Annotated in this window: 11 protein-coding genes; 9 read left to right on the forward strand and 2 right to left on the reverse strand. The window is 46.8% G+C overall.

Annotation, left to right across the window (positions count from 1 at the left end; translation table 11 throughout):
• Positions 1-220 precede the first annotated feature (220 nt).
• On the forward strand, positions 221-1,339 hold the full coding sequence (gene dnaN / locus ACT6R0_RS16085; RefSeq protein ID WP_444654699.1) for a DNA polymerase III subunit beta: 1,119 nt from the start codon (positions 221-223) through the stop codon (positions 1,337-1,339).
• A gap of 276 nt (positions 1,340-1,615) precedes the next feature.
• Here dnaN and ACT6R0_RS16090 read toward each other — a convergent pair whose 3' ends face one another.
• Both ACT6R0_RS16090 and mnmE read right to left on the reverse strand, forming a co-directional pair.
• The gene (locus ACT6R0_RS16090; protein ID WP_444654701.1) at positions 1,616-2,464 is read right to left on the reverse strand and encodes an alpha/beta fold hydrolase; all 849 of its coding nucleotides are present in this window, start codon (positions 2,462-2,464) and stop codon (positions 1,616-1,618) included.
• A 129-nt stretch (positions 2,465-2,593) separates the two neighbouring features.
• Entirely contained in the window at positions 2,594-3,979 is a 1,386-nt protein-coding gene (gene mnmE / locus ACT6R0_RS16095; RefSeq protein WP_444654702.1) for a tRNA uridine-5-carboxymethylaminomethyl(34) synthesis GTPase MnmE, read from the reverse strand.
• Between the two features lie 180 nt (positions 3,980-4,159).
• On the opposite strand from mnmE, the gene ACT6R0_RS16100 reads away from it, so the two are divergent.
• The 8 genes from ACT6R0_RS16100 to ACT6R0_RS16135 all read left to right on the forward strand — a co-directional run bounded on the left by ACT6R0_RS16100 (position 4,160) and on the right by ACT6R0_RS16135 (position 21,111).
• On the forward strand, positions 4,160-4,996 hold the full coding sequence (locus tag ACT6R0_RS16100; RefSeq protein WP_444654703.1) for a universal stress protein: 837 nt from the start codon (positions 4,160-4,162) through the stop codon (positions 4,994-4,996).
• Positions 4,997-5,045: 49 nt separating this feature from the next.
• The gene (locus ACT6R0_RS16105) at positions 5,046-6,833 is read left to right on the forward strand and encodes a MutS-related protein (protein ID WP_444654704.1); all 1,788 of its coding nucleotides are present in this window, start codon (positions 5,046-5,048) and stop codon (positions 6,831-6,833) included.
• Between the two features lie 99 nt (positions 6,834-6,932).
• Positions 6,933-7,520, forward strand: a complete 588-nt coding sequence (locus ACT6R0_RS16110; RefSeq protein ID WP_444654705.1) for a TetR/AcrR family transcriptional regulator — start codon at positions 6,933-6,935, stop codon at positions 7,518-7,520.
• Positions 7,521-7,691: 171 nt separating this feature from the next.
• On the forward strand, positions 7,692-8,831 hold the full coding sequence (locus ACT6R0_RS16115; RefSeq protein WP_444654706.1) for an efflux RND transporter periplasmic adaptor subunit: 1,140 nt from the start codon (positions 7,692-7,694) through the stop codon (positions 8,829-8,831).
• Between the two features lie 31 nt (positions 8,832-8,862).
• On the forward strand, positions 8,863-12,048 hold the full coding sequence (locus ACT6R0_RS16120; protein ID WP_444654707.1) for an efflux RND transporter permease subunit: 3,186 nt from the start codon (positions 8,863-8,865) through the stop codon (positions 12,046-12,048).
• A gap of 4 nt (positions 12,049-12,052) precedes the next feature.
• On the forward strand, positions 12,053-13,453 hold the full coding sequence (locus ACT6R0_RS16125) for an efflux transporter outer membrane subunit (protein WP_444654708.1): 1,401 nt from the start codon (positions 12,053-12,055) through the stop codon (positions 13,451-13,453).
• A 264-nt stretch (positions 13,454-13,717) separates the two neighbouring features.
• Positions 13,718-17,854 (forward strand): hybrid sensor histidine kinase/response regulator transcription factor, encoded by a 4,137-nt coding sequence (locus ACT6R0_RS16130; protein WP_444654709.1) that lies wholly within the window; start codon positions 13,718-13,720, stop codon positions 17,852-17,854.
• Between the two features lie 188 nt (positions 17,855-18,042).
• Complete coding sequence (locus tag ACT6R0_RS16135) at positions 18,043-21,111, forward strand: SusC/RagA family TonB-linked outer membrane protein (RefSeq protein ID WP_444654710.1); 3,069 nt, start codon at positions 18,043-18,045, stop codon at positions 21,109-21,111.
• The last annotated feature ends 8 nt before the right edge of the window (positions 21,112-21,119 follow it).

The following is a 21,119-nucleotide window of genomic DNA, read 5'->3' on the forward strand; positions in this document are numbered from 1 at the left end:
TTAAATGTTATCTGATAAAGCCTCAATTATAGCCCACATTGCTGAAGCGACGCTTCAGTATGCTTAACTATCCGGAGCTTCATTAAGCTATAAAGCCTATGTCCCTATATAGTTAATTAAAATTTTTAGTGTTGATAAAAAATTTTCACTATTCCATTTGATTACGATATATTTGTGCGACGAATGCTTATCGGCACTTGTAAAAAACTAAACGAAACACATGAAATTTATAGTATCCAGCTCATATTTGCTAAAGCAGCTCCAGGTATTGGGCAGCGTTATCAACAGCAGCAACACCCTGCCTATCCTTGATAACTTCCTGTTTGAACTGAACGGTACCGAACTTAAGGTTTCGGCTTCCGACCTTGAGACGACCATGTCGGCCACGCTGGAGATCGATTCTGAAAGCAAAGGAAGCGTTGCCGTTCCCGCAAAACTGTTGCTGGAAACCCTTAAAACGTTCCCTGAGCAGCCGCTTACCTTTACTGTTGAAGATAATAACACTATCGAAATAAGCTCTAACTCGGGTAAATATGCTTTGGCGTATGCTTCAGGCGATGAGTTCCCTAAAGCCGTAACGCTTGAAGATCCGTCAGTAACGGTTGTACCTGCCGAAGTTTTGGCGACCGCTGTGAGCAAGACCATCTTCGCTGCGGGTAACGACGACCTTCGCCCGGTAATGTCTGGTGTGTTTTTCCAGTTCTCACCGCAGGGTCTTACATTCGTAGCTACCGACGCGCACAAGCTGGTTAAATATGCAAGGACTGATGTGACCGCCTCGCAGGTAGCTGATTTTATCATGCCAAAAAAGCCGCTTACCATCCTTAAAGGAATATTGGCTACATCTGATGCGGAAGTGAAAATTGAGTATAATGACTCAAATGCTACTTTCTCTTTTGACAATTACATACTTACCTGCCGCCTTATCGACGGGAAGTACCCTAACTATGAGGCTGTTATACCGAAAGAGAATCCTAACAAGCTATTGATCAGCAGGACTCAGTTCCAGAGCTCAGTGCGCCGTGTGGCTATATTCTCCAACAAGACCACGCACCAGATACGCCTGAAGATCGCCGGTACCGAGCTGAACATTTCTGCCGAGGATATCGACTACTCCAACAAGGCCGAGGAGCGTTTGACCTGCGATTACCAGGGTGACGACATGCAGATAGGCTTCAACTCAAGGTTCCTTACCGAGATGCTGACCAATCTGCAAAGCGACGAAATAATGCTGGAAATGTCGCTGCCGAACCGCGCCGGCATCCTTACCCCTGTTGACGGCCTCGACGAAGGCGAAACAGTGACGATGCTGGTAATGCCGGTCATGTTAAATAATTAAAGTTCCAAATAACAAATCTCAAACATTTGGAATTTGTTATTTATCATTTGGAATTTGAACTTGCTATTTGATCAACCCTTTATAAAGAAACCCGTAATGTTATGCATTACGGGTTTTGATCTTTAACAATACTTGCGATCCCCGCAAGATTTCAAAACCTTCAGGTATAATATCCACTATCCCCCAGCAGACTAACGAAGTTTCAAAACTTTAGAGGCCATAAAAAAACCGCAATTGCATAATGCAAATTGCGGTTCGCTCCCGATATAAAGTCATTTACGAGTTGACAAAATTGACAATATCCTCGTTAAACTTGTTCTTGTGGGTATAATAAAGACCGTGTGGGGCATCGTCATAAACAATGTATTGCGCATGCGGCACGATCTTAATGGTCTCCTCTGCAGAAACTGCGATCGGCACGGTCTCATCAGCTTTGCCGTGAAGCACCAATAGGGGAATCCGGATATTGCGCAAATCATCCCTAAAATCGGTAGTAGACCATGCCTGCATGGCCTTAATGGTTGAGTAACCCGATGCCTGCATTGCTAAGTTAGCATCGTGCTGCAATATCTCGTCACTTACGGGCTGGCTGAACACCCCTACGCCATAGAACATTTTGCCGAAAGAAGTCAGGAATTTAGCCCTGTCGTCCTCCAGTTGTTCCCTCATGCCATCAAATTGTTCCTGTGGCACGCCGCCCGGATTGTCGTCGGTCTTCAAAAGGAATGGTGTCACTGATGAAATGAGCGCCGCTTTGGTCACACGCCCATCATCATTGTAACGTGCAAGGTAGCGAGCTACTTCGCCACCTCCCATGGAAAATCCCACGAGGGTCACATCGGTAAGGTCAAGTTCCTGCAATAGCGTTTGCAGGTCCTGTGCAAAGGTATCATAGTCATAGCCATCCCACGGACGTGACGACAGGCCGAAACCACGGCGGTCGTAAGCAATGACACGTATGTTATTTTTAGGCAGCTCGTTAAGCTGGTACTCCCACATTTGGTAGTTGAGTGGCCATCCGTGTATAAGCACTACAGGCTTACCACGGCCTATGTCCTGATAAAAAATATTTACTTCTTCGGACACGCCTGAAAAGTTTACAGAATTGGTTGTAATAAAAGGCATATTAGGTTCATTTTAAATTTAAACCTAAATTACTAACTAACGAATAGCTCAAGTGCTTTATTAAGAAAGCATTGGCTGTTAATCAAAATACAATTCGGAATTGTTTTGGAGGGATCGCCTTGCAGTAAATTACTTTCCTATACAGAAATTCGCAAAAATATTCCCTAACAACTCATCATTAGTAACCTGGCCTGTTATCTCCCCAAAATAATACAGCGCCTGGCGGATGTCGATGGCCATCAGGTCGGCAGGCAGGCCCGAGCGAAGCCCCCATTGCACCTTTTGTATTTCTTCCAGAGCTTTTAGCAGGGAGTCATAATGGCGTGTATTGGTCACAATGGTTTCGTTATTGCGAAGCGCGCCGGTATTTACAAATGAGAGGAGTTTTTCCTTTAGTTCCTCAATACCTGTATTTTCTTTAGCTGAGATAAACATTAGTCCCGGAATTTCAGGTTCAATAGCATCGATCTGTTCCTGTGTGTACAGATCTTTTTTATTTGCTATTACAATGAGCGTTTTATGGGGATATTGGTTTTTTATCTTTTCGACTTCAACTTTCACGTCATCCATTCCCCCATTGGGGGTTAGAGGGCTTAAATAGATAACGACCTGCGCCTGCTCCATCTTCTCGAACGTCTTTTTGATGCCGATGCTCTCCACCACATCCTCCGTTTCGCGTATCCCCGCCGTATCTATGAACCTGAAGCCAATGCCGTTGATCACCAATTCGTCCTCGATCGTGTCGCGGGTGGTACCTGCAATGTCGCTCACTATAGCGCGTTCCTCGTTCAACAGGGCATTCAGCAGCGTACTTTTGCCTACGTTCGGCTCACCCACAATGGCAACGGGGATACCATTCTTAATTACATTCCCCACCGCGAACGAATCGATCAGCCTTTTCAGCACAAACTCAATTCGGTTCAGCAGTTCATGGAATTGCGTACGGTCTGCGAACTCTACATCCTCTTCCGAGAAGTCTAGTTCCAGTTCTATCAGCGAGGCAAAATTGAGTAACTCCTCACGCAGGCGGGCGATCTCATTGCTAAAGCCACCGCGCATCTGCTGCATGGCGATCTGGTGCGAAGCTTCATTGTCTGATGCTACAAGATCGGCTACAGCTTCGGCCTGGCTCAGGTCCAGCTTGCCGTTCAGGAAGGCGCGCAGGGTAAATTCACCCGCACCGGCCATGCGGCATCCCTTCCGTAATAAAAGCTGTATGATCTGCTGCTGTATATAGACCGATCCGTGACAGGAGATCTCCACGGTGTTTTCACCGGTATAGGAGTTCGTACCTTTAAACAGGGATAACAGGACCTGATCGTATATTTTATCGCCGTCAATGATGTGGCCCAGGTGCAGCGTGTGCGTTTTTTGTTTGGTAATGTCTTTGCCCGAAACCGATGCGAACACTTTTGCAGCTATCGTTATGGCATCGCTGCCCGAAATACGTATCACGGCTATGGCACCCGCACCCGAGGGAGTTGCCAGCGCTACTATGGTATCCTGTGGGATCATTCTTTGTTGTTTTTGCAAAGATAGCCGATCCATCGCAGTTTCAGTGGCAGTTACAAAACCAGTTGCTACTAACAGTGCGATCGCGGCTGATGACTTAAAATCTTTGTTAAGACTAACCTAAAAGTAGGAAAACACCATCGATCTTTATATCTTTAGGCTAAATCTGAATCCTTATCAGCCATGAAACAGATACTCTTCCCCACCGATTTTTCCGAAGCTGCCAATACTGCCTTCATTTATGCACTGCGGTTCGCCGATTCCTTCAATGCCCAGTTGGTGATACTCCATGTATACGACCTGCCTATTGTAGAAACCCCATCAATGCCCGAAACGACTGCGGAGATCTTTGACATTGTCGAAATGAACCAGTTCGAGAGCTTCAGGGACGAACTGCCAAAACTGCACAGTATCGCCGAAAGCCGGAACCTTGGCCACGTACAGATGCGGAATATACTTTTGTATGGTGACCTGGTTTATAACATCAACAAGGTTTGCTCCGAAGAGGAGATCGACATGGTGGTGATGGGGACCAAAGGCGCGAGTGGATTAAAGGAAACATTCATTGGGTCAGTAACGGCATCGGTCATTGCGAATGTAAAAGTACCGGTATTGGGAATTCCTGTCGAGGCAGAATACCATCCTATTAAGAGTATCGCATTCACGACCCAATATAAGGATAAGGATAACGACTCACTAAAACGCGCTCTGGACATCGCAGATAAATTTGGCGCGCGCGTGCAATGCATTTACATTAAAAATCCTGACGACCCGTCTGACCTCGAAGAAAAGATCAACGAATGGAAAGCATACTACCGCGGGCGTAACATCGATTTCTTCAACATTGCAGGCGACCACATTGAGCAGACACTTCTCGACTTTATAGAAAACCAGCACGTTGATCTATTGGTCATGCGTACCCACAAGCGGGGGTTCTTTGAAGGCCTGTTCCATCGCAGCCTTACCAAAAAAATGGCCTACCACAGCAAAGTACCGCTGCTGGTATACCACGAAGATTAATGATTGTCCCGATAAACATCGGGATCTTTTATGCGTATATTCGCCCTCCATGGAAAACCTTTCATTTTATAAAGAGCGTGAAGCAGCGTTTACAACAGAACTGGCTGCACTAACCCGTCGTTACAATGCTATAAGCATTGCCCGATTTGCCGTTGCCATTATTTTCATAGCATTGGCCTACTGCTGTTTCCGGACAGATGAAATAACGAACCTGATGGTTGGGATGGCTGCGTGCTCCATCATATTTTTTATACTGATGCATTATCATGGCAAAGTGGTTCAGGCAAAAAAACGCGCGGGTACCATTTTGGACATAAATACTGATGAAATACGCTTTTTGACAGTGCGCTATTTGCCATTTAACGATGGTTCACAGTTTTGCGATACATCGCACCCGTATACACACGATCTTGACATTTTTGGACAAAGATCGCTTTTCCACAACCTCAACCGGACGGCATCTTTTAAGGGTGAAGGCAAGCTGGCCGGATTCCTTGCCAAAACCGCGGCGCCAAATGAGATACTGCTTCGCCAGGAAGCGGTATGGGAACTGGGTACGATGCCGGGGCTTCGACAGGAGCTCATGGCCATAGGTAAAATGAACAAGGACAGCGAGGCTGCGTACGACCGGCTCATTAATTGGTCCGAAAGGCAGGGTGTAAAGTTTACGATCGCCGAAAGGATGATCGCGACCGCTTTGCCGGTATTGCTAACATTGTCGCTTATTGCACGCCTTGTTACCGGAAACGGCATTTATACCGATATCGCAGGGTATATTTTCGGGGCCAACCTGGTCTTCCTCCTCAGCTTTTTAAAGCCCATTAAGAGTGAAACTGCCGAGACTTCCGAAATTCACACTATTACCAAAGGTTACGGACAGTCGATAAAGGAACTGGAAAACGCAATATTCACATCGGCCAAACTTAAAGCCCTCCAGGAAGTACTGATGGGTAACCAGTACAAAGCCAGTACCGCTTTTACAAAACTGGCCGTGCTCTTCGCAAGGCTGGACAGCATTTATAATGGCTTTGGGGCAATAGTGTTCAACGGGCTATTCCTGTTCCACTTCCACGTGCTCTATGCGCTCATGGAATGGAAAAAACGCAATGCTCAAGACATAGTACAATGGCTCGATGCCGTAGCAGAATTTGAAGCTCTTTCAAGCCTGGCAAATTTCTCTTATAATAACCCGGGTTATTTTTTCCCTGAACTTAATGAGGAGCGTTCCGTAAAGTTTACCGGCCTTGCGCACCCTCTCATAAAAGAAGAAGGCCGCGTAAGCAATGATGTAGACCTGACACAAAGCTTCATGATACTTACAGGGTCTAACATGTCAGGCAAGAGCACCTTCCTGCGTAGCCTGGGCATCAACATGGTGCTGGCAGGTGCAGGTGCACCCGTGTGTGCTGCTGCTGCCAGCGTACACCCAATGCAGGTATTGGTATCCATGCGGTTGTCAGATTCTTTGTCGGATAGTGAATCTTACTTTTTCGCCGAAGTTAAACGACTGCGGTTCATAATGGATAAACTCGAAGCCGGGCCGGGATTCGTGCTGCTGGACGAGATATTGCGCGGCACCAATTCTGAGGACAAGCGAACCGGAAGCATTAAGGTCATAGAAAAAATGGTAGCGCTCAATGCTGTGGGCGCGATCGCTACGCATGATATTGAAGTGTGCAATATAGTAGACCTTTACCCCGGAAAGCTTTCCAACCATTGCTTCGAATCCCAGATCGTCGACAATGAACTGTTTTTTGACTACCGCCTTCGAGAAGGGATATGCCGTAATAAGAGCGCAACGTTCCTCATGGAAAAAATGGGAGTTATAACACCCTAAAGACCAACCCGGAAAAAAACTTCAAAAAAATTTGCATGGTAAAATTTAATTGCCGTAAATTTGCCTAACGGTGTTAAGTGATTTAAACACTTACAGATCATGGGAAGTAAAGAGCGCATTATACGTCAGAAAGAGCAAACCCGTGCCAATATCCTGAAAGCTGCAAGGCAGATCGTAAAACAGGAAGGATGGCAGGGGCTCAGCATGCGTAAAATTGCCGATAAGATAGAATATACCGCCCCGATAATATATGAATACTTTTCCAGCAAGGAAGCCATATTACAGGAACTTACCTGTAAAGGATTCCAACTGTTGTCTAAAGACCTTGATGAGGCGAAGAAAAAATATGATGATCCGGTAGAACAACTGGAGTGTATGTGGATGGCCTACTGGGATTTTGCCCATACCAATAAAGAAATGTACCAGCTGATGTATGGCGTGCAAATGACCTGCTGCACTCAGTCAACACCCGAAAGCGACCACCCTTATGACCTGATCACCGAAGTGATAGGCAAAATTATGAAGAGTGAGGATGAGGATGTGATCATGCAAAAATACTTTACGTTCTTCTCCGTGATACACGGGCTGATCTCGATCAACATGTTAAGCCAGGGGCTGGGCGATGACATGAACAAACAAATACTTAAGGATGCAATAACCGGCATTACACGTACCCTGGACCCATAGCTTTTTTTTGACCTTTTACTTAACACTGTTAAACCATTTAAATCCATTATATGAATGCCGCACAAGGCATATTTTTTAAACCATTCACTTAACACCGTTAAATACTTTTATCACGTTTATTTAAATTTTTTTGAACATTAAGTTAACACCATTAAATAATTTAAGATCATTATGAAACCAGTTAATCAGATTTTGTCGCTTGCAGTGATCGCGTTGCTTTTCGCGTGCTCAGGCAAGCAGGAACAGCCCGCCCAAACAGCACAGGCCACACCTGTACCCGTATATAGCATAACGCAGCACGATGCCTTTACCTGGCAGGAATATCCTGTAATGCTGGAAGGGCGCACAGATGTAGAGATCAGGCCGCAGGTAGACGGCTACCTTCAAAGCGTGTTGGTGGACGAAGGCGCTTATGTAAAGGCAGGACAAGCTATTTTTAAAATACAGGACCACCGTTACCGCGAGGCGTATAATAATGCCTCAGGTAGCCTGAATGCCGCCGAGGCCGCGCTCATTAACGCGAAGCTGGAAGTTGAAAAACTTACTCCATTGGTTGAAGGCAAAGTGATCTCTGAATACCAGCTGAGATCAGCCAAGGCAGCGCTGAAGATTGCAGAGGGCAACAAAAAACAGGCAGAGGCCGCCGTGGCTTCGGCACGCATCAATCTTGAGTTTACAACAGTTAAGGCTCCGGTGAGCGGCTACATTACACGCCTTCCGAAAAAACAGGGAAGCCTTGTTTCGGCAGCAGATCCGCTACCCCTGACTACTTTGTCTGACAATGCCGAAATGCATGCCTACTTCTCGGTAAGCGAGGCCGACTTCATTGCTTTCCGCGATAAAAATGAGGGTGCTACGCTGAATGACAAGCTGGCCCACCTCCCGGCCCTGTCGCTAATGCTTCCCGACGATACCGAGTATGCACAAAAAGGAAAGATCGACATGATAGACGGGCAATTCAACAAAACTACAGGTTCTATTACCTTAAGGGCAAGTTTCCCTAACGTGCAGGGACTGCTCCGTGCGGGCAACACAGGTAAGGTGAAGCTTGGCCTCCCCCACGCCGATGCGATCTTGGTACCCCAGGCCGCCACGGTAGAGCTGCAGGACAAAATATATGTATACACCGTTGACGCTTCCAATAAAGTAACTAAGACACCTATAGTCATATTAGGCAGATCAGGCAACGACTACATCATAAAGGAGGGTGTGAAAGCCGGCGACCGCATTGTATACAAAGGCTTCGAAGGGCTGCAGGATGGCGTGACCATCGCCCCGGAGAAGGTCAAGTCCGAAATTGCCGCTAAATAATTACAGTACAAAAACTTAACACTTAACAAACATGCTTAAGAAATTTATAGACCGGCCGGTCCTGGCTACGGTCATATCCCTTATTTTGGCTATTTTAGGGACAATAGGGCTCGCCTCGCTGCCTCTAAGGCAGTTCCCTGACATCGCCCCGCCGGCCGTCCAGGTAACGGCGCTCTACCCCGGAGCCAATGCCGAGACCGTACTTCGCTCGGTAGCACCATCGCTGGAAGAATCCATCAACGGTGTCGAGAACATGAGCTACATGACCTCTACCGCCAGTAACGACGGATCGCTTGTGATCTCGGTATTCTTTAAACTGGGCACCGACCCCGACCAGGCAGCCGTAAACGTGCAGAACCGTGTAGCACAGGCTACCAGCCAGCTTCCGGCCGAAGTGATACAGGCGGGCATTACCACGGCCAAGCAGCAGAACAGCCTTATCATGGTGGTTGATATGTTCAGCGAGAACGAATCGAAATACGACCAGACGTTCCTTGCCAACTATGCCCAGATAAATATCATCCCCGAGATCAAGAGGATCCCCGGCGTGGGTCAGTCGATTATCTTCGGTGGAAATAAAGACTACTCGATGCGTGTGTGGCTCAACCCATCGCAAATGGCATCGTACACCATTACGCCACGCGAAGTGATGGCAGCCATTCAGGACAAGAACCTCGAGGCCGCCCCGGGTAAGTTCGGGGAGAACAGTACGCAGTCATTTGAATATGTGATCAAGTACAAAGGCAAGCTCAACAAGCCCGGCGATTATGAGAACATTATTGTGCGCACTAATCCGGACGGTACTATGCTGCGCCTTAAAGATGTAGCGAAGATCGAGTTCGGTGCCTATTCCTATGGTAACTTTACCCGAGTGAATGGCAAGCCGGGGATCAACATTGCCGTGATGCAGCTGCCCGGTTCTAATGCCAACGAGATACAGATCGCCATTGACGAGCTGATGGAAAAGGCTTCGCAAAAATTCCCGAAGGATGTAAAGCACCTGATACTTTATAACACCAAAACGATGCTCGATGCCTCAATAGCGCAGGTACGTTCTACACTTATTGAAGCCTTTATACTTGTATTCATCGTGGTATACCTATTCCTTCAGGATCTCCGGTCAACGCTTATCCCGGCCATTGCGGTGCCGGTGGCATTACTGGGTACGTTCTTCTTCATGTCGATATTCGGGTTCTCTATCAACCTGCTTACACTATTTGCATTAGTACTGGCTATTGGTATCGTAGTGGATGATGCCATAGTCGTCGTCGAGGCCGTCCATGCCAAAATGGAGCACAAGCACCTTTCGCCCAAAGCGGCTACCACATCGGCCATGAGCGAAATAACAGGAGCGATCATTTCGATCACGTTGGTAATGTCAGCCGTATTCCTTCCGGTAGGTTTCATGGAAGGATCTACAGGGGTGTTCTACAGGCAGTTCGCCTTTACTCTGGCCATAGCCATCATCATATCGGCAGTAAATGCGCTTACACTCAGCCCTGCCCTTGCTGCCCTGTTCCTGAAACAGCATAACCCGCATCCGGCGAATAACAGTGAAGGGCAACCTTATAAAGCTCCTACTTTTAAACAGCGTTTCTTTGCCGGCTTCAATGCTAATTTCGACAAGCTGACCAACCGTTATGTGGGAAGCCTGCGTTTTTTAGTACGTTACCGCTGGGCAACACTGGCCAGCCTTACAGGATTGATCGTACTTACCGTATGGATGGTACGCCGTACCCCATCAGGATTTATACCAAGTGAGGACCAGGGCTTCATTGCTATATCACTGTCAATGCCTGCGGGCAGCTCGCTCGACCGTACCACTGCCGCCATGCAGGAAGCCGAAAAGGCATTGGAACCAATGGCCGCCAAGCGTACGCTGATGGGATTGTCAGGATTTAACATACTTACGCAATCGTCCAGCCCTTCATTCGGTGTAGCATTTATATTGTTGAAAGAATCGAAGGAACGTGGCGAAATAAAAGACATTAACGCCATTATGAATGATGCGAGGCAGCGGCTTTCGGCAGTAAAGGGAGCTAACTTCTTTGTGTTCACCTTCCCTACCGTGCCGGGATTCAGTAATGTAGATGGCCTTGACTTTGTGTTGCAGGACCGTACCGGCGGGTCATTGGGCAAATTCAGTGAAGTCGGCAACAAGTTCATTGGCGACCTTATGAAGCGCCCTGAGATAGCAGTAGCCTTTACATCTTTCCGTGCCGACTACCCGCAGTTCGAAATGGAAGTGGACGATGTTAAGGCAGAACAGCTTGGCGTAAGCGTAAAAGACCTCATGCAGACAGTACAGGCGTATTACGGCAGCGCGCAGGTGAGCGACTTTAACCGCTTCGGTAAATACTACCGGGTAATGGTGCAGGCCGATAAAGGCACCCGTGCTACACCGGAATCGTTGGACGCCGTATTCGTGAAGAATAAAAATGGGGAGATGGTGCCGATAAACACGCTGGTAAAACTGGCAAGGGTATACGGACCCGAGAATGCCTCGCGCTACAACCTATTCAACTCGATGGGGATAAATGCCATACAAAAGCCGGGCTACAGCTCGGGCGACGCGATACGGGCCGTTGAGGAAGTTGCCGCACAGTCACTGCCGGAGGGATATTCGTACGAATTCTCCGGAATGACAAGGGAAGAAATATCTTCTGGCGGACAGTCAGCAGTCATCTTCGGGTTGAGCCTCATCTTTGTGTACTTCCTGCTGGCTGCACAATATGAAAGCTACATCCTGCCTATGGCCGTGATCCTTTCGATACCTACGGGCATTTTCGGGGTGTTCGCCGCTATTGGCATGACAGGCATTTCGAACAACATTTACGTACAGGTAGCACTGGTAATGCTTATTGGCCTTTTGGCGAAAAATGCCATCCTTATCGTAGAGTTCGCCGTACAGCGAAGGCGGGCAGGCAAGTCACTGCTCTCTTCTGCCCTCGAGGCTGCCAAATTAAGGCTAAGGCCGATCATCATGACATCGCTTGCCTTTATCGTAGGGCTTATCCCGATGATGGGCGCGACGGGGCCGTCTGCTCAGGGTAACCACTCCATTAGTATTGGTGCCGCGGGAGGTATGATATCGGGCGTAGTCCTTGGCCTTTTCGTTATTCCGGTATTATTCATCGTATTCCAGTACCTTCAGGAAAAGGTTTCACGAAAAGTAGAAGAACCCCAGCCTGCCCTTGAAACTGAACTTATAAAATAAAACAATGAGAACATTTAGTTATATATTCCTTCTGCTAATCCTTATAGGCTGTAAAGTCTCGAAAGACACACCTTTACCGCAGCAGGAACTTCCGGAAGCATACCGCAATGCGTTCGCAACTGATACTACAACTATTGCCGACCTGAAATGGGATGCCTTTTTTACCGACCCGCAACTGCAGGAACTGATAGGAAAAACCATCAAAGGCAACCTTGACCTGCAGATAGCCGTGAAGAGCATTGAGGCATCGCGGCAAATGCTGCGCCAAAGCAGATGGGGACAGGTGCCACAGCTTAATGCGTATGTATCGGCCAGCAGCAATATACCCAGCGAGAACAGCCTGAACGGATTGAGCCTCAACAACTTTTTAAAAACCAGCCATATCGAGGACTATAATGCCGGGCTGTCACTTTCCTGGGAAGCCGACATTTGGGGGAAGATCAGCAGCCGCAAAAAAGAAGCGCTTGCCAACTATCTTAAAACCGAAGAAGCGAAAAAACTGGTGCAGGCCAACCTTGTAGCCAGTGCCGCGCAGGGCTATTACAACCTGCTGATGCTGGATGCCCAACTGGAAGTTGCACTGAAAAACCGGGCCCTGGGCGAGAATACCGTGAACATGGTCACCCGCCAGTTCGATGCCGGGCAGGTGACCCACCTGGCGGTAGAGCAGGCTGAAGCGCAAAGGCTGCGTGCCGCCCAGATCGTTCCGCAGCTGGAGAAGGAAATATTGCTTCAGGAAAATGCGCTGAGCTTGCTCACCGGCACTGTACCGGGAGCGATAGAAAGGTCGGGGACTCTTGCCAATACCGATCTGCACAGCGACCTGCCAACGGGAGTACCTGCCTCTATACTGAGCCGCAGGCCCGATGTAAAGGCACAGGAGCATGAACTGGCCGCTGCCAATGCCCGTGTGGGTATAGCCAAAGCGTTTATGTACCCGGCACTGAACATTACGGCCAACGGAGGACTGAACTCCTTTAGATCAGACAACTGGTTCAACATGCCGTCGTCGCTGTTCGGTTTGGTAACAGGGAGCATTGCACAGCCACTACTGCAGGGGAGAAAGTTGAAAACCCAGTATGAGATCGCCAAAACCGAACGTGAAAAGTCCGTGATCGGCTTCCGCCAACAGGTGCTGATAGCAGTGGGTGAAGTATCGGATGCATTGGCTGAAATAGAAAAATTGAAGGAAGAAGTGGATCTTGCCGGACAAAGGGTAGCCAACCTGCAAAAAGCCGTGAGCAATGCCGATAAGCTGTTTGCCAGCGGACTTGCCACCTACCTTGAAGTAATAACCTCACAAAGCAACGTATTACAAAGCGAGCTGGACCTTGCTGCTGTAAAACGAAACCAGCTGGCCGCCGAAGTAAAGCTCTACAGGGCACTTGGCGGCGGCTGGAAATAAAGATAGATCGTTTGTTTCTGTTAACTGGGGAGGCTGTCACGGAGAGATCTGTGGCAGCTTTTCGCTTTTATGTGGAGTGTTGATCATTTGAGTGTATACGGGAAATATAACTTTTTACCATAATAATTAATATATACATAAATATTACCTATTTTTAAATTCGTAAGGCCCATCCACTATATGTATCATATCATTTATAAAACAACTTCATGCCACGGCAGGTATCATCTTACGCTGTTACGTTTGATGTGTACTCTGCTTTTTATGATCGCCGTTATTTCCTGTACGGATAAAGCCGCGCCCGAAGCTAAAACACTAACAGCGCAAAACACTGCAGCCTTTCGGTCTGAAGCCACCGGACAGAAATATACACTGGATGAGCTTGATAACTCAGCGGGTTTGTCTAACAGTTCGGTAAACTGTATTTTTCAGGACTCGCAAAACCTTATATGGATCGGTACCTGGGACGGCCTGAACCGTTATGACGGCAGCAGTTTTAAGATCTTCAGGCCGGAACCGAGCAATGAAAATTCGCTTAGCAACCAGGTTGTCCTGAAAGTACTGGAAGATAAAGAAGGGTATATTTGGGTACTTACCATGCACGGTATAAACCGGTATGATAAGGCAACGGATAAATTCCAGCACTACTTCTTCTCATCCGATACCACTTCACCATTGTCGGAATCTCAATTTAACCTTGCCATCAACAGCGACAAGCAGGTTTTTTGCGCGGTCAAGGGCTGGGGTATTGGCTATTTTGACGGAAAAGGATTCCAGCTTCTTAAAACACCTGTACCTGACAATGATAGCATCCGCCGATTCGGTTTCAGCGGCAGCAAAATGCTCGCCCTTACCGAAGGCAGCAGGCTTTATATTTTTGATGCGTTAATTTCTGACGGAAAGCCCTTCACGGCGACAGTAACCAAAACTTATGACGATGTAAGGACATTTGATGTAATGCCAAATGAAAGCATTGTTACTGTTGGGTCGAATGGCGAGGCGATCGTAACATCGGCAGACCTGAAAAAAGATATGCCAATTGCCGGCCATGTAGAGAACATTACGGCCATAACGCAAAATGACCTGATCTTTTTTAGCAAGGATGGCTATTGGGCAGTTGATCATTCGGGACAAATGACAGAAAAGCCATGGCTGAAATTCCTGTCGAAATATAAAGTGACCTCCATCATTAAAGGTAGCGAGAACACTGTTTGGATAGGCACAGACGGCGATGGCATACTAAAGGCGTCACCCCAGGAAAGGCTGTTTAAGACCGTTTCTAAAACTCAGGTCCCAGAAATGGATGGCGCTATAGTACGCTCGTTCCTTAAAGACGATGACAATTCGCTTTGGATAGGCACCAAAGGCAAAGGCCTGTTCCATATAACTTCCGGACTTTATGGCGACTCCCCAGCCCCATTGCAGTATAAAAATTTCAACGAGGCCAACAGCCCGCTGGACAACGCCGTGTATGCCCTGTGCAAAGGCCACGATAACCTGATCTTTATTGGTAGCGATGATGCCGGGATAGGCGTGTATGACGGCAACACGTCCCGCCCCGTATCGTGGAAAGAGATAGAGGGAAGCGGCAAGTGCGATAATTTCAAGTCGGTATATGCCATTTACCAGGATGGGAAAAATAACATCTGGCTCGGCACCAATGGCTACGGTATGATCAGGCTGAATATCGTAAGAAATGGAAGAGGGCTTAAAATTACAGGATTTAAAATATTTACCGCCAAAAGCGACAGCCGGAATGCCCTGAACAGCAATATCATATTTTCGATCGTTCCGAAAAGCGATAGCGAATTATGGATAGGCACGCGGCTTGGCGGGCTGAGCCTTTTTGATACCCGAACCGAAAAGTTCCTGACTTTTAAGAACAAGCCCGGTGACGGCACAAGCCTTTCCAACAATGACATATTGTGCCTTGGCCTTGACGGCAAAGGAAAATTATGGATAGGTACAAGCTATGGCCTTAATACGCTGCAAAGCCTTGGGATCGATGGCCAGGCATCATTTAAACACTATACTGTTAATGACGGCTTGCCAAATAATACCATTCACGGCATTGTGCCTTACAATGGCTCCGGGCTGTGGGTGAGCACCAACTTTGGCCTCTCTGACTTTAATACCAAACAGGATAAGTTTACCAATTATATTAAAAGCGACGGGCTGCAAAACAACGAGTTCGCCGATGGAGCCTTTTATCGCGATCCGCAAACAGGGCATGTATACATGGGAGGTATTAAGGGGTTCAACTACTTTTTGCCGCAGAGCATTAAGGAATCGGCCGTTCTGCCTGACCTATTCATCGACAGGGTAAGCGGACACAACCAGACTGTTCCGTTCTTCCAGGGGTTGCTGGTATCGCCGGACTCTGATAATGCCCCGGCCATAACCCTTAAGCACAACCAGAACTTTTTTGACATTTACCTTACCGCACTCACCTTCACCAATAACGAAAAATGCCGCTATGCCTACCAGCTAAAAGGCTTTGATAAAAGCTGGAATACTATAGACAACCGTAAGATCATTTCGTTCACCAATGTGCCGCCCGGCAATTATTCGCTGTACATGAAGTGGAGCAACAGCGATGGCGTGTGGACAGATCCTGTTCATACCGCCGACATTAAGATAAAGCCGGTTTGGTGGCAGTCGAACCTGGCGCTGGTACTATATACGGTATTGGGCATTGGGTTCGTACTATTTGTACGGAGCTATTATTTAAAGAGGCAGTCGCTTACCCAGAATATCCTTTTCAGGCAAAGGGAAGAAGAGTTGCACGAGAACAGGCTGACGTTCTTTACCAATATTGCCCACGAGTTCCTTACGCCGCTAACACTAATTGCCGGGCCGGTGCAAAAGCTTAACGAGGCCGGCAACCTGGACGACCGCAGCCGCAAGTTCATAAAAATGATACAGCGCAATGCCTCACGGCTGTCGTTCCTTACGCAACAGCTATTGGAGTTCCGAAAGGCAGAGCATGACCATTTAGAAGTTCGCGTAAGGCATTTTGACATGGTAAGCATACTGGAGCAGATAGCCGAACTGTTTGACGACTGGGCCATTGACAAGAGCATCCATTACCAATTGCAGATACCTAACTCACTGGAGGGCTGGTTCGATAAGGAAAAGATAGAGAAGATACTCTTTAACCTCCTTTCGAATGCTTTTAAATATACTCCTGATGACGGAAAAATAAGCTTTGCCTGCGAGATCGACCATGGCAAGGGCGAAGCGCTAAAAATAACCGTTACCAATACCGGCAAAGGCATACCGAAAGAAAAGCTGGAATCGCTATTCGACCGTTTCTTTTTATCAGATCCCAACCAGGTTTCGGATACCGAGATGTTCCGAACAGGCATTGGGCTTGCATATGTAAAAAGGCTGGTAACGGTATTGCGGGGCGAAATACTTGTATCGAGCGTGCCCGATGAGGCAACCATCTTTACCATAATGATACCATGTAGCAAAACAGCCTTTACAGAAAAGGAAATTGACAACAGCGGTACATCAGGCCTTATCTCGAGGCACCTGAAGGACATTTTGGAAGAACCCGCCCAGACACAGGAAACGGTACATGAAAAGCTTTCGTTTATCGATAAAGCAGAGGATAGCCGAAAGAAACTGCTCATTGTAGAGGATGAAAAGGAAATACATACCTACCTGAAGGATCTGCTGGGAGAAAAATACAGTTTAATCTTTGCACTGAATGGCATTGAGGCATTGGCGTTAATAGAAAAAGACCTCCCCGACCTGATCATCAGCGATGTGATGATGCCGGGAATGGACGGTGTGGAGCTGTGCCGCACCATTAAGACCGATGTGCGCACCTGCCATATACCATTTATAATGCTTACCGCAAAAAGCTCGGTAGAGCACAGGATCGAGGGACTGGAAAGCGGCGCCAACTCCTACATACCGAAACCGTTTTACCCCGACCACCTGATGGTACGGGTGCAAAAGCTGCTGGAGGAAAAGGAACTTATCCTGAAACATTTTGCACAGGATACACTTGTAGAAAGCCTGAGCGAAATGCCTCTGGACAATGAAGAGAAGGTTTTTATTAAATTGGCCATAGACATCATCCGCAAAAACATCGACAGCGAAAGCCTGGACAGTGCTTTCATAGAAAAAGCGATGGGCATTAGCAACTCCCAGCTGTACAGGAAAACGAAGGAGTTTTTCAACCTCTCACCAGGTGACCTGATCCGTACCATCAGGTTAAAACATGCCGCCGAACTGTTGCGTAAAAATGTGCTCACGGTATCGGAAGTATGCTACAGATCGGGTTTTAACAACCGTTCCTACTTCTACAGGGAGTTCAAAAAGCTATATGGCACCACACCAAAGAACTACCAACTGCAATTCAGCGTCAAAAAAGCGACGTTAAAATAATTTTGAAAATCAGGTATTTACATACAGTGTACACTTTTGAAGAAATAGTGTACACTGTTTTTTTATGCGCTAATTAAATTTACAACGTTTTCGTAACCCAAATTTTTAAACCTATCCAAATTAAAACCATCAACGATCAACAACATGAAAAAAAATTATCCAAACCTTAACAAAACAACATTAAGAATATGAGCAGGAAAATTATTTACCAGTTGCTCCTTGTGTGGGCAATGTTATCGGGCGGGACATTGTTCGCCCAGACCGTTTCGGGTACCGTAACCGATGTTAACGGCCCGCTGCCATCGGTGAGTGTTATCATCAAAGGCACGACCACAGGTACGACCACCGATTTTGACGGAAACTATACCATTAATGCAGGCCCTAATGATGTACTTGTTTTTAGCTTTATAGGCTATTCGACACAGGAAATACCTAACAACGGCTCGGGAACTATCAATGTTATTTTAGCAGAAGACACCCAGCAGCTTGATGAAATAGTAGTAACAGGCTATACCGGCCAAAGAAAAAGCTCAATTTCGGGCGCTGTGGCGCAAGTGAACGTACAGCAAATGGAACGCACCAGGATACCTGATGTGGCCCAGGCCCTGCAAGGACAGGTTGCCGGTGTATTCGTGGCGGCTAATACCGGTGCTCCCGGCGACGGCATTAAATTACGCATTCGCGGTGAAGGGACTCTGGGCAATAACGATGTGCTCTATGTTGTAGACGGTGTACCTACACGTGATATATCGTTCTTAAACATGAACGATGTAAAGAATTTGACCGTTTTGAAAGATGCTGCGTCGGGTGCGATCTATGGGTCGCGTGCTGCCGGTGGCGTTGTGCTTATCACTACAAAGCAAGGTGTTGAAGGTAAGTCGACCCTGGATGTGGATATCTTTACAGGTATGCACTATGCTACCAACATGCCCGATATGCTTAATGCCGACCAGTACCTTACCGTAAAAGACAGGCAATGGCACGGTACAGCCGGTAATGCTGCAGATGCAGAGAGCCCTTATGCCCGCGACAGGAGGCTAAGGACAGACCTTGCCGATACTAACTGGCTCGACGAGTTATTTACTACCGGAATATCAAACAATGTGCAATTATCGCTTAGCGGCGCTACAGATAAAGTGCAGTACCTTATATCTGGAGGGTATTACGGAATTGACGGTATTATAACCGAAAGTAATGACAGTTACAAACGCGTGAATTTCAGGACCAATGTGAATGCACAGCTTACCGACCGCTTTACCGCCGGTGCAAATGTGCAAAACAGTTATTGGTCGCAGGACAAGCTGTCATCCAGCGGCGATGCACCGGGGGTTATCAGGCATGCCCTTATTCGTCCATCGGTACTTGGAGTTTACAAAGACCACAATGACCCAACGTGGTCTGCAAGGGACCCTTATACCGACCTTCCGTTCTACACAGGCCCTAATACAGGATGGAGCCAGGACTATGAATATAGCTCCAACCCATTGGCAATTGTACATTTTACCGACGACAAGAGAAACATGTACCAGACTTTTGGAAATGTGTTTGCAGAATATGCTTTTTTGGGTGACAAATCGTTAAAGCTAAGAAGTAATCTTGGTGCGGACATAAGATTTTCCCACAATAAAATATTTGCAGAGAATTATGGTGACCCGAACATTAGTAATCCTGACGATATGTACTATGGACTGGGAAGGAACAACAGGCCTAATGGACTTAATGAAGACAGAGGGCAAGACATTACTTTTACATGGTCTAACACGCTTAACTATGTAAAAACATTTAATAACACTCACAATATTAACCTTTTGGTTGGTTCGGAATTTATAAAGAACAACCAGGCTGGAATAGGCGGAAGCCGTCAGAACTATGATATTTACAGCGATCCTTACAGGTACCTTGATTATGGAAGTACAACAAACCCCTACCCTCACAATTCAGGCTCTGCTACAAGTTGGTCATTAATGTCCTATTTTGCCTCGGCCACTTACGGTTATAAAGATAGATACAATGTTACAGGAACGGTTAGGGCAGACGGGTCTTCGCGATTTGGTCCTAATAATAAATGGGGATACTTCCCATCTGTAGGCGCTAACTGGGTTGTTACTAACGAAGATTTCATGAAAGATTCGTCATGGCTTTCCTATATGAAGGTCAGGGCAAGCTGGGGTAAGGCTGGTAATCAGGAAATACCAAACAATGCTTATCAGACATTTGTAGGGATGAATGAAAATGGTGTTACCATTAACCGTTTTGGAAATGATGATATCAAATGGGAATCAACTACACAAACAAATTTTGGTATTGACCTATCCTTCCTAAATGATAAACTTTCATTCTCTGCAGACTACTTCCACAAGCAGACCGATGACATCCTGCTTTCTTTTGATCTTCCGGCTCTTGCAGTTGGACAAATTGACAGGACGTATATAAATGCGGGATCGGTAGTCAACAAAGGGTTAGAATTCGCACTTAGCTATAGGAACAACGATAATGAGTTCAAATATGGTATAAGCGCTAACATGGCTACCCTGGATAATGAAGTTACAAAGCTTTACGAAAGGGTTCCTACTATTGATGATGGCTACTCGCACACACGGACATCCGTAGGTCAAGCTATTAGCTCCTACTATGGATATGAATTTGTCGGTATTTACCAAAATCAGGCTGAAGTTGATTCGTACTTGTATGCTGATGCGAACGGCGCGCAGCCGGGCGATATGAAGTTTAGGGACACGAACGGCGACGGGCAGATCAATGCTGATGACAGGAAATTTATAGGCAACCCGATCCCGAAAGTAACCTATGGTATAAACTTCAATGCTTCATACAGGAATTTTGACATTTCATTCCTGTTTCAGGGAGTAAATGATGTGGACCGCTACAATGACCTTAAAAAGATACTCGACTTTGACAGCCGTCCGTTCAACTCAACCACCGCTGTACTGAATAGTTGGACGGGTGAGGGCACAAGCAATTCGATGCCTCGCCTTACCCGTAATCCTAACGGAAGTGAAAGGGTCTCAAGCAGGTTTGTTGAAGATGCATCGTACCTGAGACTTAAAAACATTGAGATCGGCTATACCTTCAACAATTCGCTGCCGGGTATAAACAGCCTGAGGATCTATGCTTCGGGACAAAATCTGCTTACGTTCACAAAGTATGATGGCCTTGATCCCGAATCGACCTCGCTCATAGACATGGGAACCTACCCGCAAACATCTGCAATTATTTTCGGAGCGAAAATTAAACTTTAAAAAATTGA

The sequence above is a fragment of the Flavobacterium sp. genome, assembly GCF_052437795.1.
GTDB lineage: Bacteria > Bacteroidota > Bacteroidia > Flavobacteriales > Flavobacteriaceae > Flavobacterium.